At 35.2% G+C, this 17689-nt stretch carries 11 protein-coding genes; 9 read left to right on the top strand and 2 right to left on the bottom strand.

Annotated elements, in window-relative coordinates; all coding sequences use genetic code 11:
* Positions 1-40: 40 nt before the first annotated feature.
* Positions 41-4270, bottom strand: a complete 4230-nt coding sequence (locus tag OQ292_RS27650; protein WP_284687527.1) for a response regulator — start codon at positions 4268-4270, stop codon at positions 41-43.
* Positions 4271-4865: 595 nt separating this feature from the next.
* Between OQ292_RS27650 and ggt the strand changes: the two genes are divergently transcribed.
* Positions 4866-6611 (top strand): gamma-glutamyltransferase, encoded by a 1746-nt coding sequence (gene ggt, locus OQ292_RS27645; protein WP_284687526.1) that lies wholly within the window; start codon positions 4866-4868, stop codon positions 6609-6611.
* A 45-nt stretch (positions 6612-6656) separates the two neighbouring features.
* Here the strand turns inward: ggt and OQ292_RS27640 are convergent, their stop codons facing one another.
* Positions 6657-7286 carry an RNA polymerase sigma factor gene (locus tag OQ292_RS27640; protein WP_284687525.1) on the bottom strand — a complete coding sequence of 210 codons (630 nt, stop codon included), beginning with the start codon at positions 7284-7286 and terminating at the stop codon, positions 6657-6659.
* 349 nt (positions 7287-7635) lie between these two features.
* Here OQ292_RS27640 and OQ292_RS27635 point away from each other — a divergent pair, with 349 nt between their 5' ends.
* From OQ292_RS27635 to OQ292_RS27600, 8 genes are all read left to right on the top strand, one after another.
* Complete coding sequence (locus OQ292_RS27635) at positions 7636-8679, top strand: sensor histidine kinase (protein WP_284687524.1); 1044 nt, start codon at positions 7636-7638, stop codon at positions 8677-8679.
* 21 nt (positions 8680-8700) lie between these two features.
* A complete protein-coding gene (locus tag OQ292_RS27630; protein WP_284687523.1) occupies positions 8701-9489 on the top strand; it encodes a LytR/AlgR family response regulator transcription factor in 789 nt (262 codons plus the stop codon).
* A 117-nt stretch (positions 9490-9606) separates the two neighbouring features.
* Positions 9607-10386: a sterol desaturase family protein gene (locus tag OQ292_RS27625; protein ID WP_284687522.1), complete on the top strand. Its 780-nt coding sequence runs from the start codon at positions 9607-9609 to the stop codon at positions 10384-10386.
* Between the two features lie 116 nt (positions 10387-10502).
* The gene (locus OQ292_RS27620) at positions 10503-11246 is read left to right on the top strand and encodes a hypothetical protein (RefSeq protein WP_284687521.1); all 744 of its coding nucleotides are present in this window, start codon (positions 10503-10505) and stop codon (positions 11244-11246) included.
* Positions 11247-11309: 63 nt separating this feature from the next.
* Positions 11310-11711: a DUF4890 domain-containing protein gene (locus OQ292_RS27615; protein ID WP_284687520.1), complete on the top strand. Its 402-nt coding sequence runs from the start codon at positions 11310-11312 to the stop codon at positions 11709-11711.
* A 202-nt stretch (positions 11712-11913) separates the two neighbouring features.
* Positions 11914-13563 (top strand): tetratricopeptide repeat protein, encoded by a 1650-nt coding sequence (locus tag OQ292_RS27610; RefSeq protein WP_284687519.1) that lies wholly within the window; start codon positions 11914-11916, stop codon positions 13561-13563.
* 316 nt (positions 13564-13879) lie between these two features.
* Complete coding sequence (locus OQ292_RS27605) at positions 13880-16612, top strand: TonB-dependent receptor (protein ID WP_284687518.1); 2733 nt, start codon at positions 13880-13882, stop codon at positions 16610-16612.
* A 7-nt stretch (positions 16613-16619) separates the two neighbouring features.
* Positions 16620-17654 carry a hypothetical protein gene (locus tag OQ292_RS27600; protein WP_284687517.1) on the top strand — a complete coding sequence of 345 codons (1035 nt, stop codon included), beginning with the start codon at positions 16620-16622 and terminating at the stop codon, positions 17652-17654.
* Positions 17655-17689: the final 35 nt, after the last annotated feature.

Genomic DNA, 17689 nt, shown 5'->3' with positions numbered 1-17689 from the left:
GGCTATCTTAAGCAAGATAGCTTCTCTTATTTCATTAATATTAACTTACTGGTTTACTAATACTCAAAACATAATCGGTGGGCGAAACCCCCATTTCTTTTTTAAAGGCTCTGGAGAAAGAATTAGGTAAATCGTATCCTACCATGTAGGCGATTTCGGATATTGGCAGTTTATTCTGTTCTATAAGCTGAATAGCTCTTTTAATTCTAAAAGTACGCAGCAGTTCTGCCGGTTTTTTACCTGTTAACTGTTTCGTTTTTCTAATAAACTGAATATGTGTTTTGTTAGACATTTCACACATTTTGTTCACATCAAAAGCAGAATCAGAAATATTCTTTTCCATCAATTCAGTTAATCGCACTAGAAACTTGTCATCTTCGGAGCTTACTTGTATTACTTTAGGTTCAAGCGAGAAATCAGAGTTGAACTTTCGTTTGAGGTTTTCTCTGCTTTCTAGCAGTTTTTCGATTCTTACAATGAGTAATCTGTTATTAAACGGTTTAGTAATGTAGGCATCTGCACCATGTTCATAACCCTCAATTTTATTTTCTTCCATCACTTTGGCAGTGAGTAAAATTACCGGAATGTGGCTTGCATTAAAATCTGATTTAATGGTTTTACAGAAAGTAAGACCATCCATTCCCGGCATCATAATATCGCTTACAATTAAATCTATGTCATGTTTTTTACACTGTTTAATTGCTTCGTTACCATTCGCTGCTTCTATTACCTGATAATATTTATTCAGAATGTCTTTCAGGTACATCCTCATATCACTATTATCTTCAACCAATAAGATATTAATCGCTTTCTTTTCAGGATTTTCAGTAGGTAATGGAATTTGTTCAGCAGCAGCTTCGAGTTCTTTAAATTCTTGCTCGTAGTTTTCTAGCCTAAATTCTCGATGCACTGTTTCTGGTTGTTTGTTAACCGGTTGTGTATCGGTTGGAATATAGATAGAAAATGTTGTTCCCTTGCCCACTTCGCTTTCTACCTCAATAATTCCATGTAGGTATTCTACCAGTTCTTTTATGTACGAAAGTCCAATACCTGTACCTTCAAATTGATTGTAATTGGCTCCATCAAAAGCACTGTAATACCTTTTAAAGATTAAGTCTAGTTGGCATTTATCAATGCCTTTTCCAGTGTCGGTTACTTTTATGGTTGCATATTCCTTTTTATCTCTAGTACATTCAGAAAGTGTAATATTGATATTGCCTCCCTTAGGTGTGAATTTAAAAGAGTTGGAAAGCAGGTTAAAGACAATCTTCTCAATTTTATCTTTATCGAAATAGAAGCTCTTTGCTTTGATTGATTTCTCTAAAGTGTATTGAATTTCTTTTTGTTGAGCCAGATTGTTAAACTGCTTTTTTAAGCTATTAATAAAACTAACTATATCGTCTTGCTGTAAGTTAAGATCGAGAATGCCATTTTCTATTTTTCTCAATTCGAGCAATTGGTTAATTAGCTTTTTAAGTCTTTTGGTGTTTCGGTTGATAATGCCATAAAGATTTTTTTCTTCCTTCTTACTTAAATCTTCTTTTAGTAATCGCTCAACCGGGCCTTGTATTAGAGTTAATGGTGTTCGAAACTCATGAGTTACATTTGTAAAGAATTTGATTTTGGTTTTAGAAAGTATATCAATTTCTTTGAGCATAGATTCGAGTGTATCTCTCTGTGCTTCTATTTGGCAATTCTTATTTTCGAGTTCTTTATTCGTGTGTTCAAGATCAGTTTGATGGCTGACAATTTTCTTGTTCTGAGTTTCAATATGTTCATTTTTAGCCTTTAGCTCGTGGTTAATTTCATTAAGAGAATAGTTGAGTGATTCCAAATGTTTGTTTTTGGTAATGATTTTATAGCTCAAATAAATAAGCATTAAAGTAAAGGCAACAATAGTAGCGATAAACCAAAATTGCTGATAAACCGGAGCAATTACATAAAACTCCACTTTTGCCGGAAAAGCATCTGTATTAAAATCAGTATCTCTGGCGATAACTTCTAAAGTGTAATTTCCGGGGTTGAGACCTGTAAAAACATGGCTGTTTTCTTTAGAAAAAGAAGACCACTCTCCATCATTAATTCTATAGGCATATTCTAAACTGCTTTGGGGAGTATTGTTCATATAATCTTCACCCTCCCAACTAATAGTAGTGTTACCAGAACTTTGTACTTCTTTATTGTAGAAAGTAATAATTGCATTTGGAGAATGCTCGTCTGGTGTATAGCGATAAGTTTTAAATTCTTTGTAGTCTCTTTCTCTAATAGACGAATTATTAAATGCTCTTCTCTTCCATTCTCTAGAAGATTTGTTAAGCCAGATATTACCTGCTTTATCTGTCTTTAAATCTCCGCTTTCGTTAGGCATGTTCATTTCTGCCGGAAATATATCCGACATCCAGTTTTCTCCATCAAAAGAGCTGATGGAATTGTCTGTAGCGGCATATAACATTCCATTACTGCTTTTAGCCAAACTAGTAATGGTATTGCTTTCTAAACCTTCATTAATTCCATAGTTACTCCATTCTTTTCCATCGTAAACATAAACCCCATAGAACCTTGAACCTACATACAGGTTTTCAGAATCGTCACTGTAAACAATGTTTATAAACTGTTGCAAATGGCTATCGTCTAGTTGTTGCCAGCTATTGTTATCGTATTTGTACAAATAGCTACCGCCCAGCCAGATATTTCCGTCTTTAGATTGAGCGATGCCATATGCATTAGATTGTTGCAAACCATTTTGCTTATATTGGTGTGCTTTCCAAATTAATTCATTTTCAGTTGGGTTTTTGAGTTCTAATAATCCACCTAAATGGCCTTTATGAGCTTCTCGGTCTACACTTCCTCCAAACCAAAGGGCACCACTTTTATCTTCAAACACAGCTCTATGGTCTATTCCCCACGAAAGGGTGTTATGTATTTGTTTATCCCAAGTATTTGCTCTTAGTACAGCAGTAGCAGCAGAACCTTCATCACTACCAGCTACCCAAATTTGATTTTTAGAGGTGCAAATTATTCTCACTGGTGCATCTATTAGCCCATCTTTTTTCGTGTACTCGTACCAATTGTTTTCTGTCTGTTTTACTACTGTTCCATATACAGTTAAAAACCAACTTTCTCCATTTGGGGTGGAACATTGATAATTTAATGCAGGATAGCTTTTCCATCTTTTATTAGACAGGTCTACCAATAAAACTTCAGATTGTTGGCCGGTAATCCAGATGTAGTCGTTCTCCATCGGGAAAACAAAGATTTTGGTAGATGGTATGTCGAAATCTGGGGAATTATATTTCTCCCATTTTTCATTTTTATAAGCAAATAATTTGCTCAATCCACCCACCCAGATGCTTCCATCAGAACCTTCTGAGATACTCACATTATATTCATCTCCACCAAAAATTTTATTTAGGCTAATGTAATCCCAGTTGCGATCTTTAATTCTGTATATTCCTCTTTTGGTAGACTGGTTTACAATCCAGATATCACCTGTCGAGGTTTTAAGAAACTTTTGAGCTTCACCTAAAAGAAAGCCTGTTTCATCATCATACAACTTGTAGTCGTTAATACTTCCGCCATAGATTTCATCAAAAGTAGTTTCTAGAATCTTGCCAGAACCAGTATGAGTAATGGCTATAAATATGCGGTTTTTAGCAATCTCTATTACATCAGATACATTCGTAAAAGTATCATCTATTAAGGTACTTTTAGGTAAAGTAACTACTTTGCTTATCGGCAGATTTTCTATTACTGAGCTTCCTTTACTTTCTATAGTTACAAAGATCAGTTCATCTTTCTTTTGCAGTAATAAACCTTCTGCCAAAACAATGGCTAAGGTTCCATCGCTTAATTCACGTAAAGATTGGATACTAAAGTTTACACCATCTTTTACTGTTAAAACAGGTTCCCATTTGTTCCCTTGCTTTTTATAAATACCATTTTCAGTACCTGCATACAATGTTTGACCTACCTCTAATAATTGCGTTACAGCACCAGCAGGCAATCCATTTTTTTCTGTAAAATGTTGGTAAGAATATCCATCGTATTTAATTACACCATCATTTACACCGAACCAGTTAAAACCTTCTTTATCTTGAATAAATGTTCTTACTCCCTTGCTATCGAAAATTTCAAAATGCCTGTATCGCCAGGTTTCTGTAAGTGGATCTGGTATTTGGGGAGTATAAATAGACTGTGCAAGAGTATTACCTGCAATAAACATTGCAAGATTAAAGCATAACAGATTCCAAAAGACTTTGGCTTTTCTCATCTCTTAAATATTAAATCAACACTGAGTAAATATCTAATTATAAATTGCTGAAAGGGAAAGTCTTTAAATTAGTAAAAACACAATCCCAGAAATTACTTAACTATTTAACCGATTGATTTTTTGCCGTGATGAATTTGTAATGGGCACTGATTGGGGTTGAGAAACTGTACTGATACCAGCAAAGTGAAGAAACCATTTTAATTGATAGATGATGCTGGAAATATCTATATATAGTAGTTTATGTTTGGTAATATGTCTGTTGTTTTTCATTTTCAAGTTGTTCTTGGTAATCTTTTAATAGATTGTTCTTATCTAAGTTAAGAAAAATTTCTTACTAATCTATTGTTGTTTATAAAAAGGCCATAATATGGGTAAATCTAAATAACATTTACGAGTAAAAACTGAGATTAATCAGTTATCATATTATGTTACAATTGATGCATGTCAATAAAGTAGTTCTCTTAGCATTCAATATTATTTTCTTTATTAAAAAACCTTTGTACCCTAACAAAGAAAAGCCGCTTTAATTCATTAGTCTGATCGATAGCATGTATTTTTGTTTACCCCTAAATCTATTTATGATTAAAACAATTTTATGATGAATCGAACTGGCTATATTATTTGCATCAGTTTTTTAGCTTACCTTTTTTCGTGTTCCAATCCGGTAAAAGAAGGCGAATCTACACTTAAAGAAATTAAAATCCCCAAGAAACCAAACGAAGGCGAAGTGGCTGCCAATGGTATGGTGGTAACTGCACATCCGCTAGCTACCAAAGTTGGTTTGGAAGTTTTAAAAAATGGTGGTAATGCATTTGATGCAGCCATTGCAGTAAAATATGCTTTGGCAGTGGTGTTGCCCAAAGCTGGCAATATTGGTGGTGGTGGTTACATGGTTTACAGAACTGCTGATGGAAAAAAAGGTGCATTGGATTTTCGTGAAACGGCTCCGGCAGCAGCTTCTAGAGATATGTTTATCTATGATGAAGACTCTGTAATGAACGAGAAAGCCCTCTACGGACATTTGGCTGCTTGTACACCCGGCACTGTAGATGGCATGGATCAGATTCATAAAAAGTTTGCGAAACTCGATTTTGCAGAATTAATTGACCCAGCAATAGAATTAGCTGAAAAAGGATTTTCTGTAACAGATTACGATGCTTCTACTTTTAACAATGCCATGGAGCAATTTAAAAAATGGAACGATCCTGATATGGTACTGATAAAAGATTCTGTATGGAAAGAAGGTGAATTGTTGGTGCAAACAGATTTAGCAGAAACACTCAAAAGAATAAAGGAAAATGGCAAAGATGGTTTTTATAAAGGTAAAACAGCCGAGTTGTTAATTGAAGAAATGAAAGAGGGTGGAGGTATAATTGCCCAAGAAGATTTAGACAATTATCAATCAGTTTGGAGAGATGCCATTGAAGGTACTTACCGCGATAGTTTTAACATCGTTTCTATGCCGCCATCTTCTAGTGGTGGAATTATCATTGTGCAATTATTGAAAGGTTCTAGTGCTTATGACCTCAAAAGCATGGGACATAATTCGCCAGAAACCATCCATTTAATGACAGAACTGCAAAGAAGATCGTATGCAGATAGAGCAGAGCACATGGGCGATATGGATTACTACGATGTACCTGTTAAAATGCTTTTGGATGAAAATTATATTGCCGATCGAAATTCTAGTATCGATATGGCAAAAGCCACCCCATCTCAAGAAATTAAAGCAGGTGAAGTGGAAAGAATAGAAAGTCTGGAAACCACACACTTTTCTATTGTAGATAAAGAAGGCAATGCGGTTTCTATTACCACTACTTTGGTGGCTTATTTTGGCAACAAAGTAATGGTAGACGGTGCAGGTTTTTTCTTAAATAATGAGATGAATAACTTTAGCATTAAACCGGGTTTCCCTAATATTTTTGGTTTAATTGGTGGCGAAGCCAATGCTATACAACCGGGAAAAAGAATGCTGAGTAGCATGAGCCCAACTATTGTGGAGAAAAATGGCGAATTGTACATGGTGTTGGGAACACCGGGAGGTTCAACCATTATTAATGTGATCTATGAGAATATTTTGAATGTAATAGATTTTGACATGACAATGCAAGAAGCAGTAAATGCAAAGAAAACACATTCGCAATGGCTACCAGATAGAATTGTAATTGAAGAAGGAGCTGTAGATAGCTTGGTAGTAGAAGCATTAAAAGCAAAAGGACACGACATTAGAATTTTTGGGCAGTTGGGAAGAACAGAAGCGATACTTGTAAGACCAGATGGTTCGCTAGAAGGTGCAGCAGATGTTACCCGTACCGGCGATGCTACTGCAATGGGATATTAATATAAAAAGGGCTAACTATCATCTAGTTAGCCCTTTTTATAAGTTTTATTTTATCTTATTCCTAAGCGCTTTTACAGATTTATAAAGCAGGTTTTGAGCAGATTTTTGATTCGTAAAATCCATTAAACCAGAAATTTCTTTCAAGTTTAAACCTTCAAAGTAAAAATAGTAGATAATCTCTTTTTGCTTTCTAGTGAGCATCTTTAAAGATTGGCTGATTTTCACTTTGTTATCTTCTGTTAACTGATGGTTGATGAGATGCTGTTCTGTTGAAAAACTCAATTCAAAATCGTAACCATTCAGTAGGTTGTCAATCAGGTTTATTCTACCTTTTCGTTTGAGTTTGGCTGTTATATTAGTTTTTACAGACTTAAAAAGGTAGTATTTAATAGAAGATGTATCTGAAAGTTTTTTCCTTTTCTGTATTAGTTCTATAAACAGATCTTGAATGGCATCTTTAATCAATTCTTTGTCTCGGGTAAATTGGCTGGCATAGTTGTATAATGATTTATAAAAATGCTTATAAATCGCAATTAGGGCTACTTCGCTTCCAAATTTAAATTCTTTCCAAATCTCCATTTCGTTTTTTTCTTCGAAATAAGAAGAGATACTTTGAGATGCATGAGTTGATAATTGTAATGATTCAGAGTCTTGAATAATTTGTTGTTTTTTCATTTATCATATTAATAGCGTTGTACACAAGGTAATAAAAATTAGTCAATATCAAAATTTATAGAATGATAGTAGGTATAAAAAAATGCCTTTTGCAAACTGATAATGGGTATTTTGGTGCTGAAATCTAATTTTTTTAATTCAAAATACACCCTAAAATAGGGGTTTAACTTTGGGTAGTTTTTCTAATGATAGTGAAAATAAATGTATTAAAAAGAAGATTAAGCAAAATAGTATCAGACTCAGGTAAAATAATATTATAGCCTGCGTATTAAAATAGTTCACCATCGATTTTTACAGCTTCACCATTTTTCTCTAAACAATTTTGATGTGAATTTTTGAGATTAGCAAAATGAAATTACCTACTGATAAAAAACTGGCCATTTATAGCTCTTTATTTATAGCTATAGCCATTAACCTACCCAGATTAATAGCTTCTAGAGAGAATTTACTCTCCGAAACTATGATCAGGTTAGATTTTGGTACCTATGAGTCAATTTATCAGACATTTTATAATTTTCTGTTTTGCTTGTTTATCTCTTTTTACAATTTAGATAAGCGAAAAAAGAGAAATAAAACACAAAGTACCTATAAGAAGTTTGCCTCGTTTTTTTTCCCAAACTTCATCTATTTTGCAGTGTTCGCACTGTTTGGTGTATTCACGCAAAGGCTCTTTTTCTTCCAAAGTGATATACCACCAATTATCATTGTAGCTGGTTATCTCTTTCGATTTACATTGAGTGTTGTGCTGATTACGATTGCACTAAAAATCTACGATCTATTAGTAGAAAGTAGGGCAAAAGATATTGAAAACGAGAAGCTCAGATCGCTTTACTTAAAAGCCGAATTGGGTTTGTTAAAAAGTCAGTTAGACCCACATTTCTTCTTTAATTCTTTGAGCAGTTTGTCGGCAATTGTTCGGGAAAATCCGCCCAAGGCACAGCAATTTATTAGCCATTTATCTAAGGTGTTTAGGTACTCATTACAATCGAAAGATAATAATCTGGTAAAACTGAGAGAAGAAATAAAGGCGGTAAAATCATATGCAGAGCTTTTAAAAATGCGCCACGAAAATGCATTTCAATTAGATATAGACATCGCAGATGACTATCTGTTTTACGAAATACCACATATGTCTTTGCAGCCATTGTTAGAAAATGCGGCGAAACACAATGCACTTTCTGAGGAGAATCCTTTAAAGGTGAGTTTAAAGATGGAGCAAAATAAACTGGTTGTTGCCAATAATTATCAGCCAGTGCCTTTTCCAGAAATTAGTACTGGGATAGGTCTTGCCAACCTCAACGATCGATTCGAAATTCTGATGGAAAATAGAATAGAAATTCAAAAATCAGGAAGCGATTTTATTGTTAAATTGCCTTTAAAACAACCAGTTTGATAACTATTTAAATTACGAGATATGGCTTTAAATATAGCGATAGTTGAAGATGAACCAGCAACAGCCCGAAATCTAGAATTTATACTACAATCTATAGATTCTGAAATAGAAGTGATGACGATTTTGCCCAGTGTAGCTGCTTCTGTTAAATGGTTAAAAGAGCACCAAGATAGTTGTGAGTTACTTTTTATGGATATTAGGTTATCAGATGGTTTGTCTTTCGAAATCTTCGAGAAAGTAAAAGTGACGTTGCCAGTTATTTTTCTTACAGCCTATAATGATTTTGCCTTAAAAGCATTTAAAGCCAATGGCATCGACTATATACTTAAGCCATACGATGAAGAAGAGGTAGAACAAGCCTTAGACAAATACTATAGTTTATCAAAAGGAAAAAGCTCAGAAGCAGAAGCTAATGATAATCAGCAGAAGTTGGTTGAATTGATGGCGAGTATTAAAGAAGCTACTACTTCTTATCGCAAGTCTTTTTTAGTACAACATAGAGATAAGCTAGTTCCATTAGATGTAGCAAAAATAGGTTGGTTCTATACAGAAAATGAATTGGTTTATGCGCATACATTTGAGAACCAAAAGTTTATTGTAGATTTTACTTTGGAGCAACTCCAACAGCAATTAGACCCGAAACAATTTTATAGAGCTAATCGCCAGTTTGTAATTAATAGGATGTCTATTCAAGATATTGAATTTTATTTTAATGGCAGGCTGGCTTTAAATGTAAAACCCAAAGGAAAAGAGCCAGTAATAATTAGCAAAGCCAAAGCTTCTGAGTTTAAAAGCTGGATGGATAGCTAATTGTACTAAATTTTCACCCCCCAATTTTTCAGCTTCACCTTGTTTTCTATAACATCGTGGAGCTGTGGAATTTAAGTTTACCATACACTTTACTTTCTACATAAAAACTAAAAAAGTATGGAAACGCAATTCCCTCAAAGCCAATACAAAGGAGGAGTTTTACTCTTTCTAATTGCCTTAATCTTATTAGAAGTTATTTGGAGCTGGCGCAACGATAAAAAAGCTTATCAGATAAAAGAAACCTTTGCCAATTTGGCTGTTTTATTCGGCTTTCAATTTTCTAAATTCTTATTTGCAGGTTACCAATTAGCTGCACTTGGTTTCTTTTCAGATTTGGCAATTTTCGAAATCAAGAAAAGCCTCTGGACATTCCTACTTACTTTTGTTTTGGCAGACTTTATCTATTACTGGTTTCACAGAGCATCTCATATATGGAAACCGCTATGGGCATTTCACCTCATTCATCATTCCAGTTTGTTTATGAACCTCACTACCGCTTACAGGTTAAACTGGCTTTCAGCGATTATTAGTCCTTTGTTTTTTGTGCCCTTGGCAATTATAGGTTTTCCACCAGATTTTATTGTTGTGAGCTACGCCCTTAATTTATTATACCAGTTCTTTTTGCATACAGAATTTGTGGGCAAGCTTGGTCCACTCGAAGGTATTATAGACACACCTTCTGCGCATAGGGTGCATCATGGTTCAAACCCATTGTATATAGATAAAAACTTTGGAGGTGTATTACTTATTTGGGACAGAATCTTTGGTACTTACCAGCCAGAAACCGAAAAAGTGAAATATGGAGTAACTACTGGTTTTGTGAGTAATAACCCCTTTGTGCTCAATTTTAAAGGGTTTATTGATCTAATAAAAGGAAGCATGAAGTATAAAGGTTAGTATAAGATAGTTCACCCCCAGATTTTTCAGCTTCACCGGGTTTAGCAATTCGGCATACTCAGAAAACCCACAACTTTGTCACATATCATTTAAACTTATAAAGCAAAATTACTGCTATGAAAAAGATTGAAACATTAAGATCGAAAATTTTATCTAATCTCTCTAAATTAATGATGGTCGCAATTCTTGCTGGTGTTTTATTCTCTTGCGAAGATGACGACGACAATATAACAGATGTAATTATAACAGAAGAAGAAGCGGCAGAGGTAATTATGAAATCTGTTGAGGCAGAAACAGCAGGTATAGTTGTTCAAGTAGAAGAAGCTGCTGCTATTACTATCACAAATTTTGCATTCTGCGGATACGAAGGCGACACAGTTTTTACTTACTCTAACCCATCTGGCTCAACAGTAACTTACGATTACTCTTTTGGTTGGGATTATGCCCTCACTTGCGTAGGAAACGGTCAACCATCAGCATTTGATTTTAGCTATACAGGTTCTGGTAGCTACGATGCTCCAAGATTAGCAGCAAGCAATAGCATTGAAGGTGCCTTTGAAGTAACAGGTCTTGATAATGGCAGTGATGATCTAGTATTCAGCATGGATTATACAGAAGAAGGTAGCCAAGAATCTAAAGTACAAAATCAAAATTCTTTCTCTAGCAAAAGCACATTATCTTCTAGTAATATCACAGTAGATAAAGATACTTACGAAATACTATCAGGCACTGTAGCTGTAGAAATCTCAGGAGATGCGTCTGGCAACACATTCAGCTACAAAGGAACGCTAACTTTTAACGGAAACCAATCAGCAACACTATTACTAAACAGTGGTACTACTTACACCATCCAATGGTAATCACAATTGAATCTAATTTATAAACATTTAACAGAATTATAACTTTAAAAAACTAATCAAGTCATGAAATCAATATTCAAAATTTTAATTGGAATTATAGGTCTATTTTTAGCTACGAATGTATTCGCTCAAGATGCAGACTTAGATTTAGCTAGCAGCACTCCAGAAGAAAGAGCTCAAATGCAAACTGATAAACTAGCTGAAAAGATCACAATGGACGATGACCAAAAAGAACAACTTTATGCCATCAACCTTAAATATGCAGAAGAAATTCAGCCAGTTTTAGAAAGTGATCAAAGTAAAATTTCTAAACTACAAGAAGTTAAATCGATTAACAAAGACAAAGACGAAGAGATAAAAGAGATTTTTAACGAAGAGCAATATGCTGCTTACGAAGAAATGAAAAAAGAAGTAAGAAAAGATGTGAAGCAAAGATATAGATCGAGAAGAGGATCGTTAAACTAGTATAACATTTTTAAAAAAAATGAGCTAATGAAAAATGCCCTTGCACTTGCAGGGGTGTTTTTTTTTATACCTATTCAATTTAAAATCTTCCAATTTTTAAGATTAAAAGATATTTCGTAATCCTATCGTAATAATTTCTTCATACAGGCTCTGGGCCTTTAACACATTCTTTTCACTACTTTTATTTTTCTAAGTGAAAAAAATGGGACGAAAAACTCTTGCATGGGTAGTGTTGTTGTTTATGCAGGTTACTACCTCTCTGGCTCAGCAAACAGACGAGACTTTACAATTAGCGATTGATGTAATAATAGAAAAAGCCAGCGAAAGCATCAATCAATCTCCAGACTCTGCTTTTTTATATAGCAAGCAAGCTTTAAAACTCGCCAAAGAAAGTGGCTACGATAAAGGAGAAGTAGCTGTGCACCTAATGCTTGGCGAAATATTCTATCATCAAGGAGCATACGATCAGGCTTTGAGCCATTATATTCAAGCTTCTGAGCATTTCCGGAAAAAGAAAAATCAACGCAAGTTGGCAGCGAGTTACCATCGCATGGGTGAGATTTACTATGCCTCCAAACAATCCAATTCTGCTTTTAAACATCAACAATATGCACTTGCCATTTATAGCGATATTGCCGATACACTAGGCATCGCAGAAGTATTTGGAAGCATCGGGCATTTGTTTGAGAAAAAACAGCAATACGATTCGGCACTTTACTACCAAAATGAATCTTTAAAGCTCTATCAGCAGCTACAAGATAGTGCAGGCATTGCCCACATTTATGAAAACATAGGCAGTGTGTACGAAGACCAAGAGAAATTTGGGGAGGCACACAACTATTTTTTTCAGGCTTATTCGCTTAATAAGCAAATGAATAATCGCTATGAGTTGCTGAATAATCTTAACAATCTGGGAGATACTTATCGCAAAACAGGTAGATATGCCGAAGCACTGGAATTCACTCAGCAAGCATTAGCTTTAGCGACTGATCTGGATGAGCAAAACCAAATAAGCAGTGCTTATCGCGATTTGGGGAAAGCCTATTACGAAATGGGCAACGATTCTCAAGCTTATTTTTACTTAAATAAAGGTCGAGAGCTGTACGAAAAAATCTACACAGAAGAAGCCACCCAGCAAATTGCCCTTTTACAAACCTTGTTTGAGATTGAAAAGAAAAACAACGAGATAGAATTACTCGAGAGAGGCAAACAACTCGATAACCTAATCAGGCTAATCATATTTGTGGTTGGTTTGCTATTACTGGTTTTGGCGATTTCCATTATTAGCAGGCAAAGGTTAAAAATTAGGAATGATAAGCAACTGCTTGATGAAAGAGACAAGTCTTACCAAGCAGAAAAAAACCTGATGAAAGTTGAACTCGATAATAAGAAACTTTCTGAAGAAAGATTGCAAGACGAGCTAAAAGGAAAGAGTAAAGAACTGACGACTCATACATTACACATCATTACTAAAAACCAGATTCTTGAAGAATTGAAAGATGATATTTTGGCAATTTTAAATGATGAATCTCGCGGGTATAGAAAAGAGCTGAAAAAGTTGGTAAAAAAGATTGACCTCAACTTTCAAAAAGACAACGATTGGGATGATTTCCGCCAGATATTCGAAAAAGTACACGAATCTTTTTTTGATAACCTGCTAAACCAATTTCCTGATCTTACCTCAAAAGAAAAACGATTGGCAGCTTTAATCAAACTAAATATGAACTCCCAAGATATTGCAACCATCATGGCAATTTCTTCTGATAGTTTGAGAATTGCTCGCTACCGATTGCGCAAAAAATTACAGATTCCTAAAGAAGAAAAATTGGAAGCTTTTATCCAGAAATTTTAAGAAGATAATGACTCCATATAATGCCTTATTTCTAGTAATTATAAAAATAGAACACTTATTCATTCTATGAAAAAAAATAATATTCCGACTCAATTTTTCACACTTAACGATAAGTAAATCAAAACTTAATACTGGTTTAATGCCATTTTGTACAATTGTAAAGCACTGAAAATCAATATAATATCACTTTAAAAAATCACTTTGTTGCTTTCTTGTATACTGATGTATCTCCGCTGTTTACTTTTTGTTGATGCTATTTTTTGCACCCCTCAATAAGTATTTCCAATATCGAACCATCAAACAAAATTCTTGGACTATGAAGATAAGATTCCTATTAAACATTGCCCTAATATTCCTTGCCAATTATTCCTTTGCACAGGAGTTGGGAATAGTAAAGGGAAGAATTACAGATGGTACATCTAATGAAATTTTACCCTATGTATACATGAGGGTAGATGGTTCTACAACTGCCGGAACTTCTAACTTAGAAGGGCTTTATGCCTTAAGAGTTCCCGCTCAAAAAGAAGTGGCGATTACCTTTCACTACCTTGGTTACAGAGACACTACTATTACATTTAATGTAAATGCTAGCCAAACCGTAGTACAAGACATTAACATGAATGCCGATGGTACTTTTCTGGAAGAAGTATTGGTAAAAGGCCAGTTACAAGGGCAAGCCAATGCTTTAAACAACCAGAAAAATGCAGACAATATAAAGAATGTGGTTTCTTCGGAACAGATTGGTCGTTTTCCTGACCAGAACACTGCCGAAGCTTTACAGCGTGTAAATGGTGTAAACATCCAGCGCGATCAGGGTGAGGGGCGCTATGTATTGGTAAGAGGTTTAGCACCACAGTTTACCAATGTGAACATTAACGGAGAGCAAATTCCTTCGCCAGAGGCAGATGTGCGCTTTGTAGCATTAGATGTAATGTCATCATCACAATTATCTTCAATGGAAATTTCTAAAACATTGACTCCAGATATGGATGGCGATGCCATTGGAGGCTCGGTAAACCTGATTACCAAAACAGCTACTTCTTCTGATGCGGAATTGAATGTGTCGTTAGCTGGTGGTTACAACAACTTAATGGGAGAGTTAAACTCTAATGGAGCCATTCAATACGGGCAACGATTTGGCAAAGAGGAGCGATTAGGTGTGATGATCAACGCTAACTATTACAACAATAATTTGGGTAGTGATAACTGGGAGCGCGAGCCATTTGATAATGAATTAGAGCTAAGAGATTACGAACTTACCAGAACTAGATCGGGCTTGAGTAGCACGATTGATTATATGCTTGGGCAAAATAGCAAGCTTTATGTGCGTACAATTTACAGCCAGTTTACTGACAGAGAGTGGAGAAGAAGATACATTTTTGTTCCAGAAGATGATGAGATTGAAAGATCAACCAAAGACCGTTTCGAAGAGCAATCTATCTTTACAGTGAATGTGGGTGGAGAGCATTTCTCAGATAAAATTCAGTTAGATTATGAAGTTCAATATTCTTATGGTGAGCAAGATACGCCATACGATAATGAAGCAACTTTTATTGCAGGTATTCCAAGTACGCTCAATTTTTCAAGTACAGAATATCCAACTTTTACCGCAGAGAATTACCTAGACAACAGCGAGTATGAATTCGACGAATTGGAAATGGGAAATACGCTGGCAGAAGACAGAAATATTACTGCAAAATTTAATATTGGAATACCTTATAAGATTAATGGAAGCCAAGGTTTGTTGAAGTTTGGTTCTAAAGTGAGATTGAAAGATAAGAGTTACACCATTGTGCAAAACAAGTATGAAAACTTGGGTGGCGTACCAAACCTAGATGCTTTTGAAGGTGGTTTATTAGACGACAACTTTTTAGATGGTGAGTATCAGTTAAACACCGCACTTGATGTAACTAAATTGATTTCTTACTTCAACGAAAATCCTGAGCAATTCGAATTACAAATCGAAGATAAAGCCATAGACGAAGCATTAGAATCTTACGAAGCAACTGAAAATGTGTATGCTGGTTATTTAATGGCGAAACAACAGTTTAGCAAATTGATGTTAATTGGTGGTGTTCGTTACGAATATACCAAAGTAGATTATCAGTCTAAAGATGTAGTAATTGGTGCTGATGGCGATTTGGATGAGATTCGCCCAATTGAAGGAACATCTGATTACGGAATGATTCTACCGCAAATTAGTGCTAAATACGCGGTGGATAATAATACAAACATCCGTGCAGCAGCAACCTACTCTTATTCTAGACCAAACTTTAACGATATTGTTCCATCTCAAGAAGCTAATATCGAAGATAGAGAAGTTACCATTGGTAACCCAGATTTAGCTCCTGTAAAAGCCATTAACTTAGACTTATTGGCAGAGCATTACTTCTCTAATGTGGGTGTTATTTCTGGTGGTGTTTTCTACAAAAAGCTAGACGATTTTATTTATCCGCAAGTGATGTTTAATAGCCAATATCCGGCAACAGGAACACCAATAGCCACAGGTTTAAGAGTAACACAATCTCAAAATGGCGAAAGTGCAGACTTACTTGGTTTCGAAGCGGGTTTCCAGCATAAACTAGATTTCTTACCGGGAGTATTAAAGAATTTGAGCTTGTATTTGAATTATACCTTCACACATTCAGACTCAAAAATTCAGAGCCGTAATGAGGAAGACGAAGGCACTAACATCACAGAATCTATCAAGCTACCGGGACAAGCAAAACACATTGGTAATGTTTCATTGGCTTTCCAATCTAACAAATTTAACATTAGAGGTTCATTAAACTTTAATGGTGAGTATCTAGACGAAGTTGGCGGAATTCCAGAAGAAGACATCTTTATCAACGACAGGCTGCAAGTAGATTTAAGTGCGAGCTACTTTGTAACAAACCGTTTAACTGTTTTTGTAGAATTTTTAAATCTCACAAACCAGCCTTTCGAAGCTTATCAGGGAGATGAGAACACAGTAATTCAGCGTGAATTTTACAAGAGCTGGTCTAGATTCGGTATTAAGGCAGATTTATCAAACTTCAAATTAAAATAATCAACAGATGAAAATATTAAAAAACAGTGTATTGCTATTGCTTAGCATAGCAATGCTTGCTACCTGTTCTAAAAGAGATGAAGATTTGGTAGAACCACTTTCTACAGATGAATATCCACAAGTGATTTTTCCAGATGATGAAGGAGATGGCGATGTAGAAGATGGTGACAAAGTAGGTATTAAATTGACTTTGTTAGACAGAATAGACCCAACTGGCGAAGAGCTAGGAGGTCTAATTATTCCACTCGAAAGTGATGTAACTGTTAACTTCATTATTAAAGATCCAGCAGGTTTTTCTGATCTATCTACTTACTTTCTCGATTGGGTGGCTTTCTACGAAATCGATGATTGTACCACTTCAGAAGACTTAGACGAAGACCTCAATCTAACTTTTAACCCGAATACTGGCGAAGGTAGTGTTACTTTTCCAAGTAATGTAGAAGAGATTGAAATCGAGTTTGAATTGACCGAAGACTTGTTTGACGACGATGTTTTTAATGTAGACGGAAGAGGTTTTGTATTCCAACTTACAGGCGTAGAAAGTAGCGAAGAAGCAGTAAAAGTAAATACTGATCTTGAGTTTGAATATGAAATATTGGATGATGAAGGCATTTACGGAGAGTGGACTTTGGATATAGAAAATGCTGAGCAGTTCGAAAATTTTAAAAATCTCTTTGGCTTGGTTGATGGAGATATAGCAGAACTAGATGCACCCGATGTAGACGAAATCGTGATTGAGTTTAAGTACGAAGAACTTTCTGTACTGGTAGTTTTGGTAGAAGAAGAACTGGTTGAGGAATGCGATGAGAGTGAAATGGAGAATATTGAGATAGAATTGGAGATGGAATACGATGAACTCGAAGACGATGCACTTACTGGCGAAGCAGTATTTGTAGGTGAAATTGAGATGGATGATGAGAGTGTTGAAGAGTACGAATATGCAGGAGAATTTACCGTCGATGGAGATCAGTTAACCATTACTTTAGAAGGGGAGTACGACGATGAAAGTACAGATGAAATTACACTAGTACTATCGAAGTAAGCAATATCAAAATATAGGATGTAAAAAAAGTATAA

Origin of the sequence: Chondrinema litorale, from assembly GCF_026250525.1 — a bacterium.
In the GTDB taxonomy this organism is placed as follows: domain Bacteria; phylum Bacteroidota; class Bacteroidia; order Cytophagales; family Flammeovirgaceae; genus Chondrinema; species Chondrinema litorale.
The sequence above is the reverse complement of the archived record's forward strand: the minus strand, read 5'-3'. Positions and strand labels throughout refer to the sequence as shown.

Coding starts and splice junctions, on each gene's coding strand:
- OQ292_RS27650 (WP_284687527.1), bottom strand. CDS start 4,270: ATGAGAAAAGCCAAAGTCTTTTGGAATCTGTTATGCTTTAATCTTGCA.
- ggt (WP_284687526.1), top strand. CDS start 4,866: ATGATGAATCGAACTGGCTATATTATTTGCATCAGTTTTTTAGCTTAC.
- OQ292_RS27640 (WP_284687525.1), bottom strand. CDS start 7,286: ATGAAAAAACAACAAATTATTCAAGACTCTGAATCATTACAATTATCA.
- OQ292_RS27635 (WP_284687524.1), top strand. CDS start 7,636: ATGAAATTACCTACTGATAAAAAACTGGCCATTTATAGCTCTTTATTT.
- OQ292_RS27630 (WP_284687523.1), top strand. CDS start 8,701: ATGGCTTTAAATATAGCGATAGTTGAAGATGAACCAGCAACAGCCCGA.
- OQ292_RS27625 (WP_284687522.1), top strand. CDS start 9,607: ATGGAAACGCAATTCCCTCAAAGCCAATACAAAGGAGGAGTTTTACTC.
- OQ292_RS27620 (WP_284687521.1), top strand. CDS start 10,503: ATGAAAAAGATTGAAACATTAAGATCGAAAATTTTATCTAATCTCTCT.
- OQ292_RS27615 (WP_284687520.1), top strand. CDS start 11,310: ATGAAATCAATATTCAAAATTTTAATTGGAATTATAGGTCTATTTTTA.
- OQ292_RS27610 (WP_284687519.1), top strand. CDS start 11,914: ATGGGACGAAAAACTCTTGCATGGGTAGTGTTGTTGTTTATGCAGGTT.
- OQ292_RS27605 (WP_284687518.1), top strand. CDS start 13,880: ATGAAGATAAGATTCCTATTAAACATTGCCCTAATATTCCTTGCCAAT.
- OQ292_RS27600 (WP_284687517.1), top strand. CDS start 16,620: ATGAAAATATTAAAAAACAGTGTATTGCTATTGCTTAGCATAGCAATG.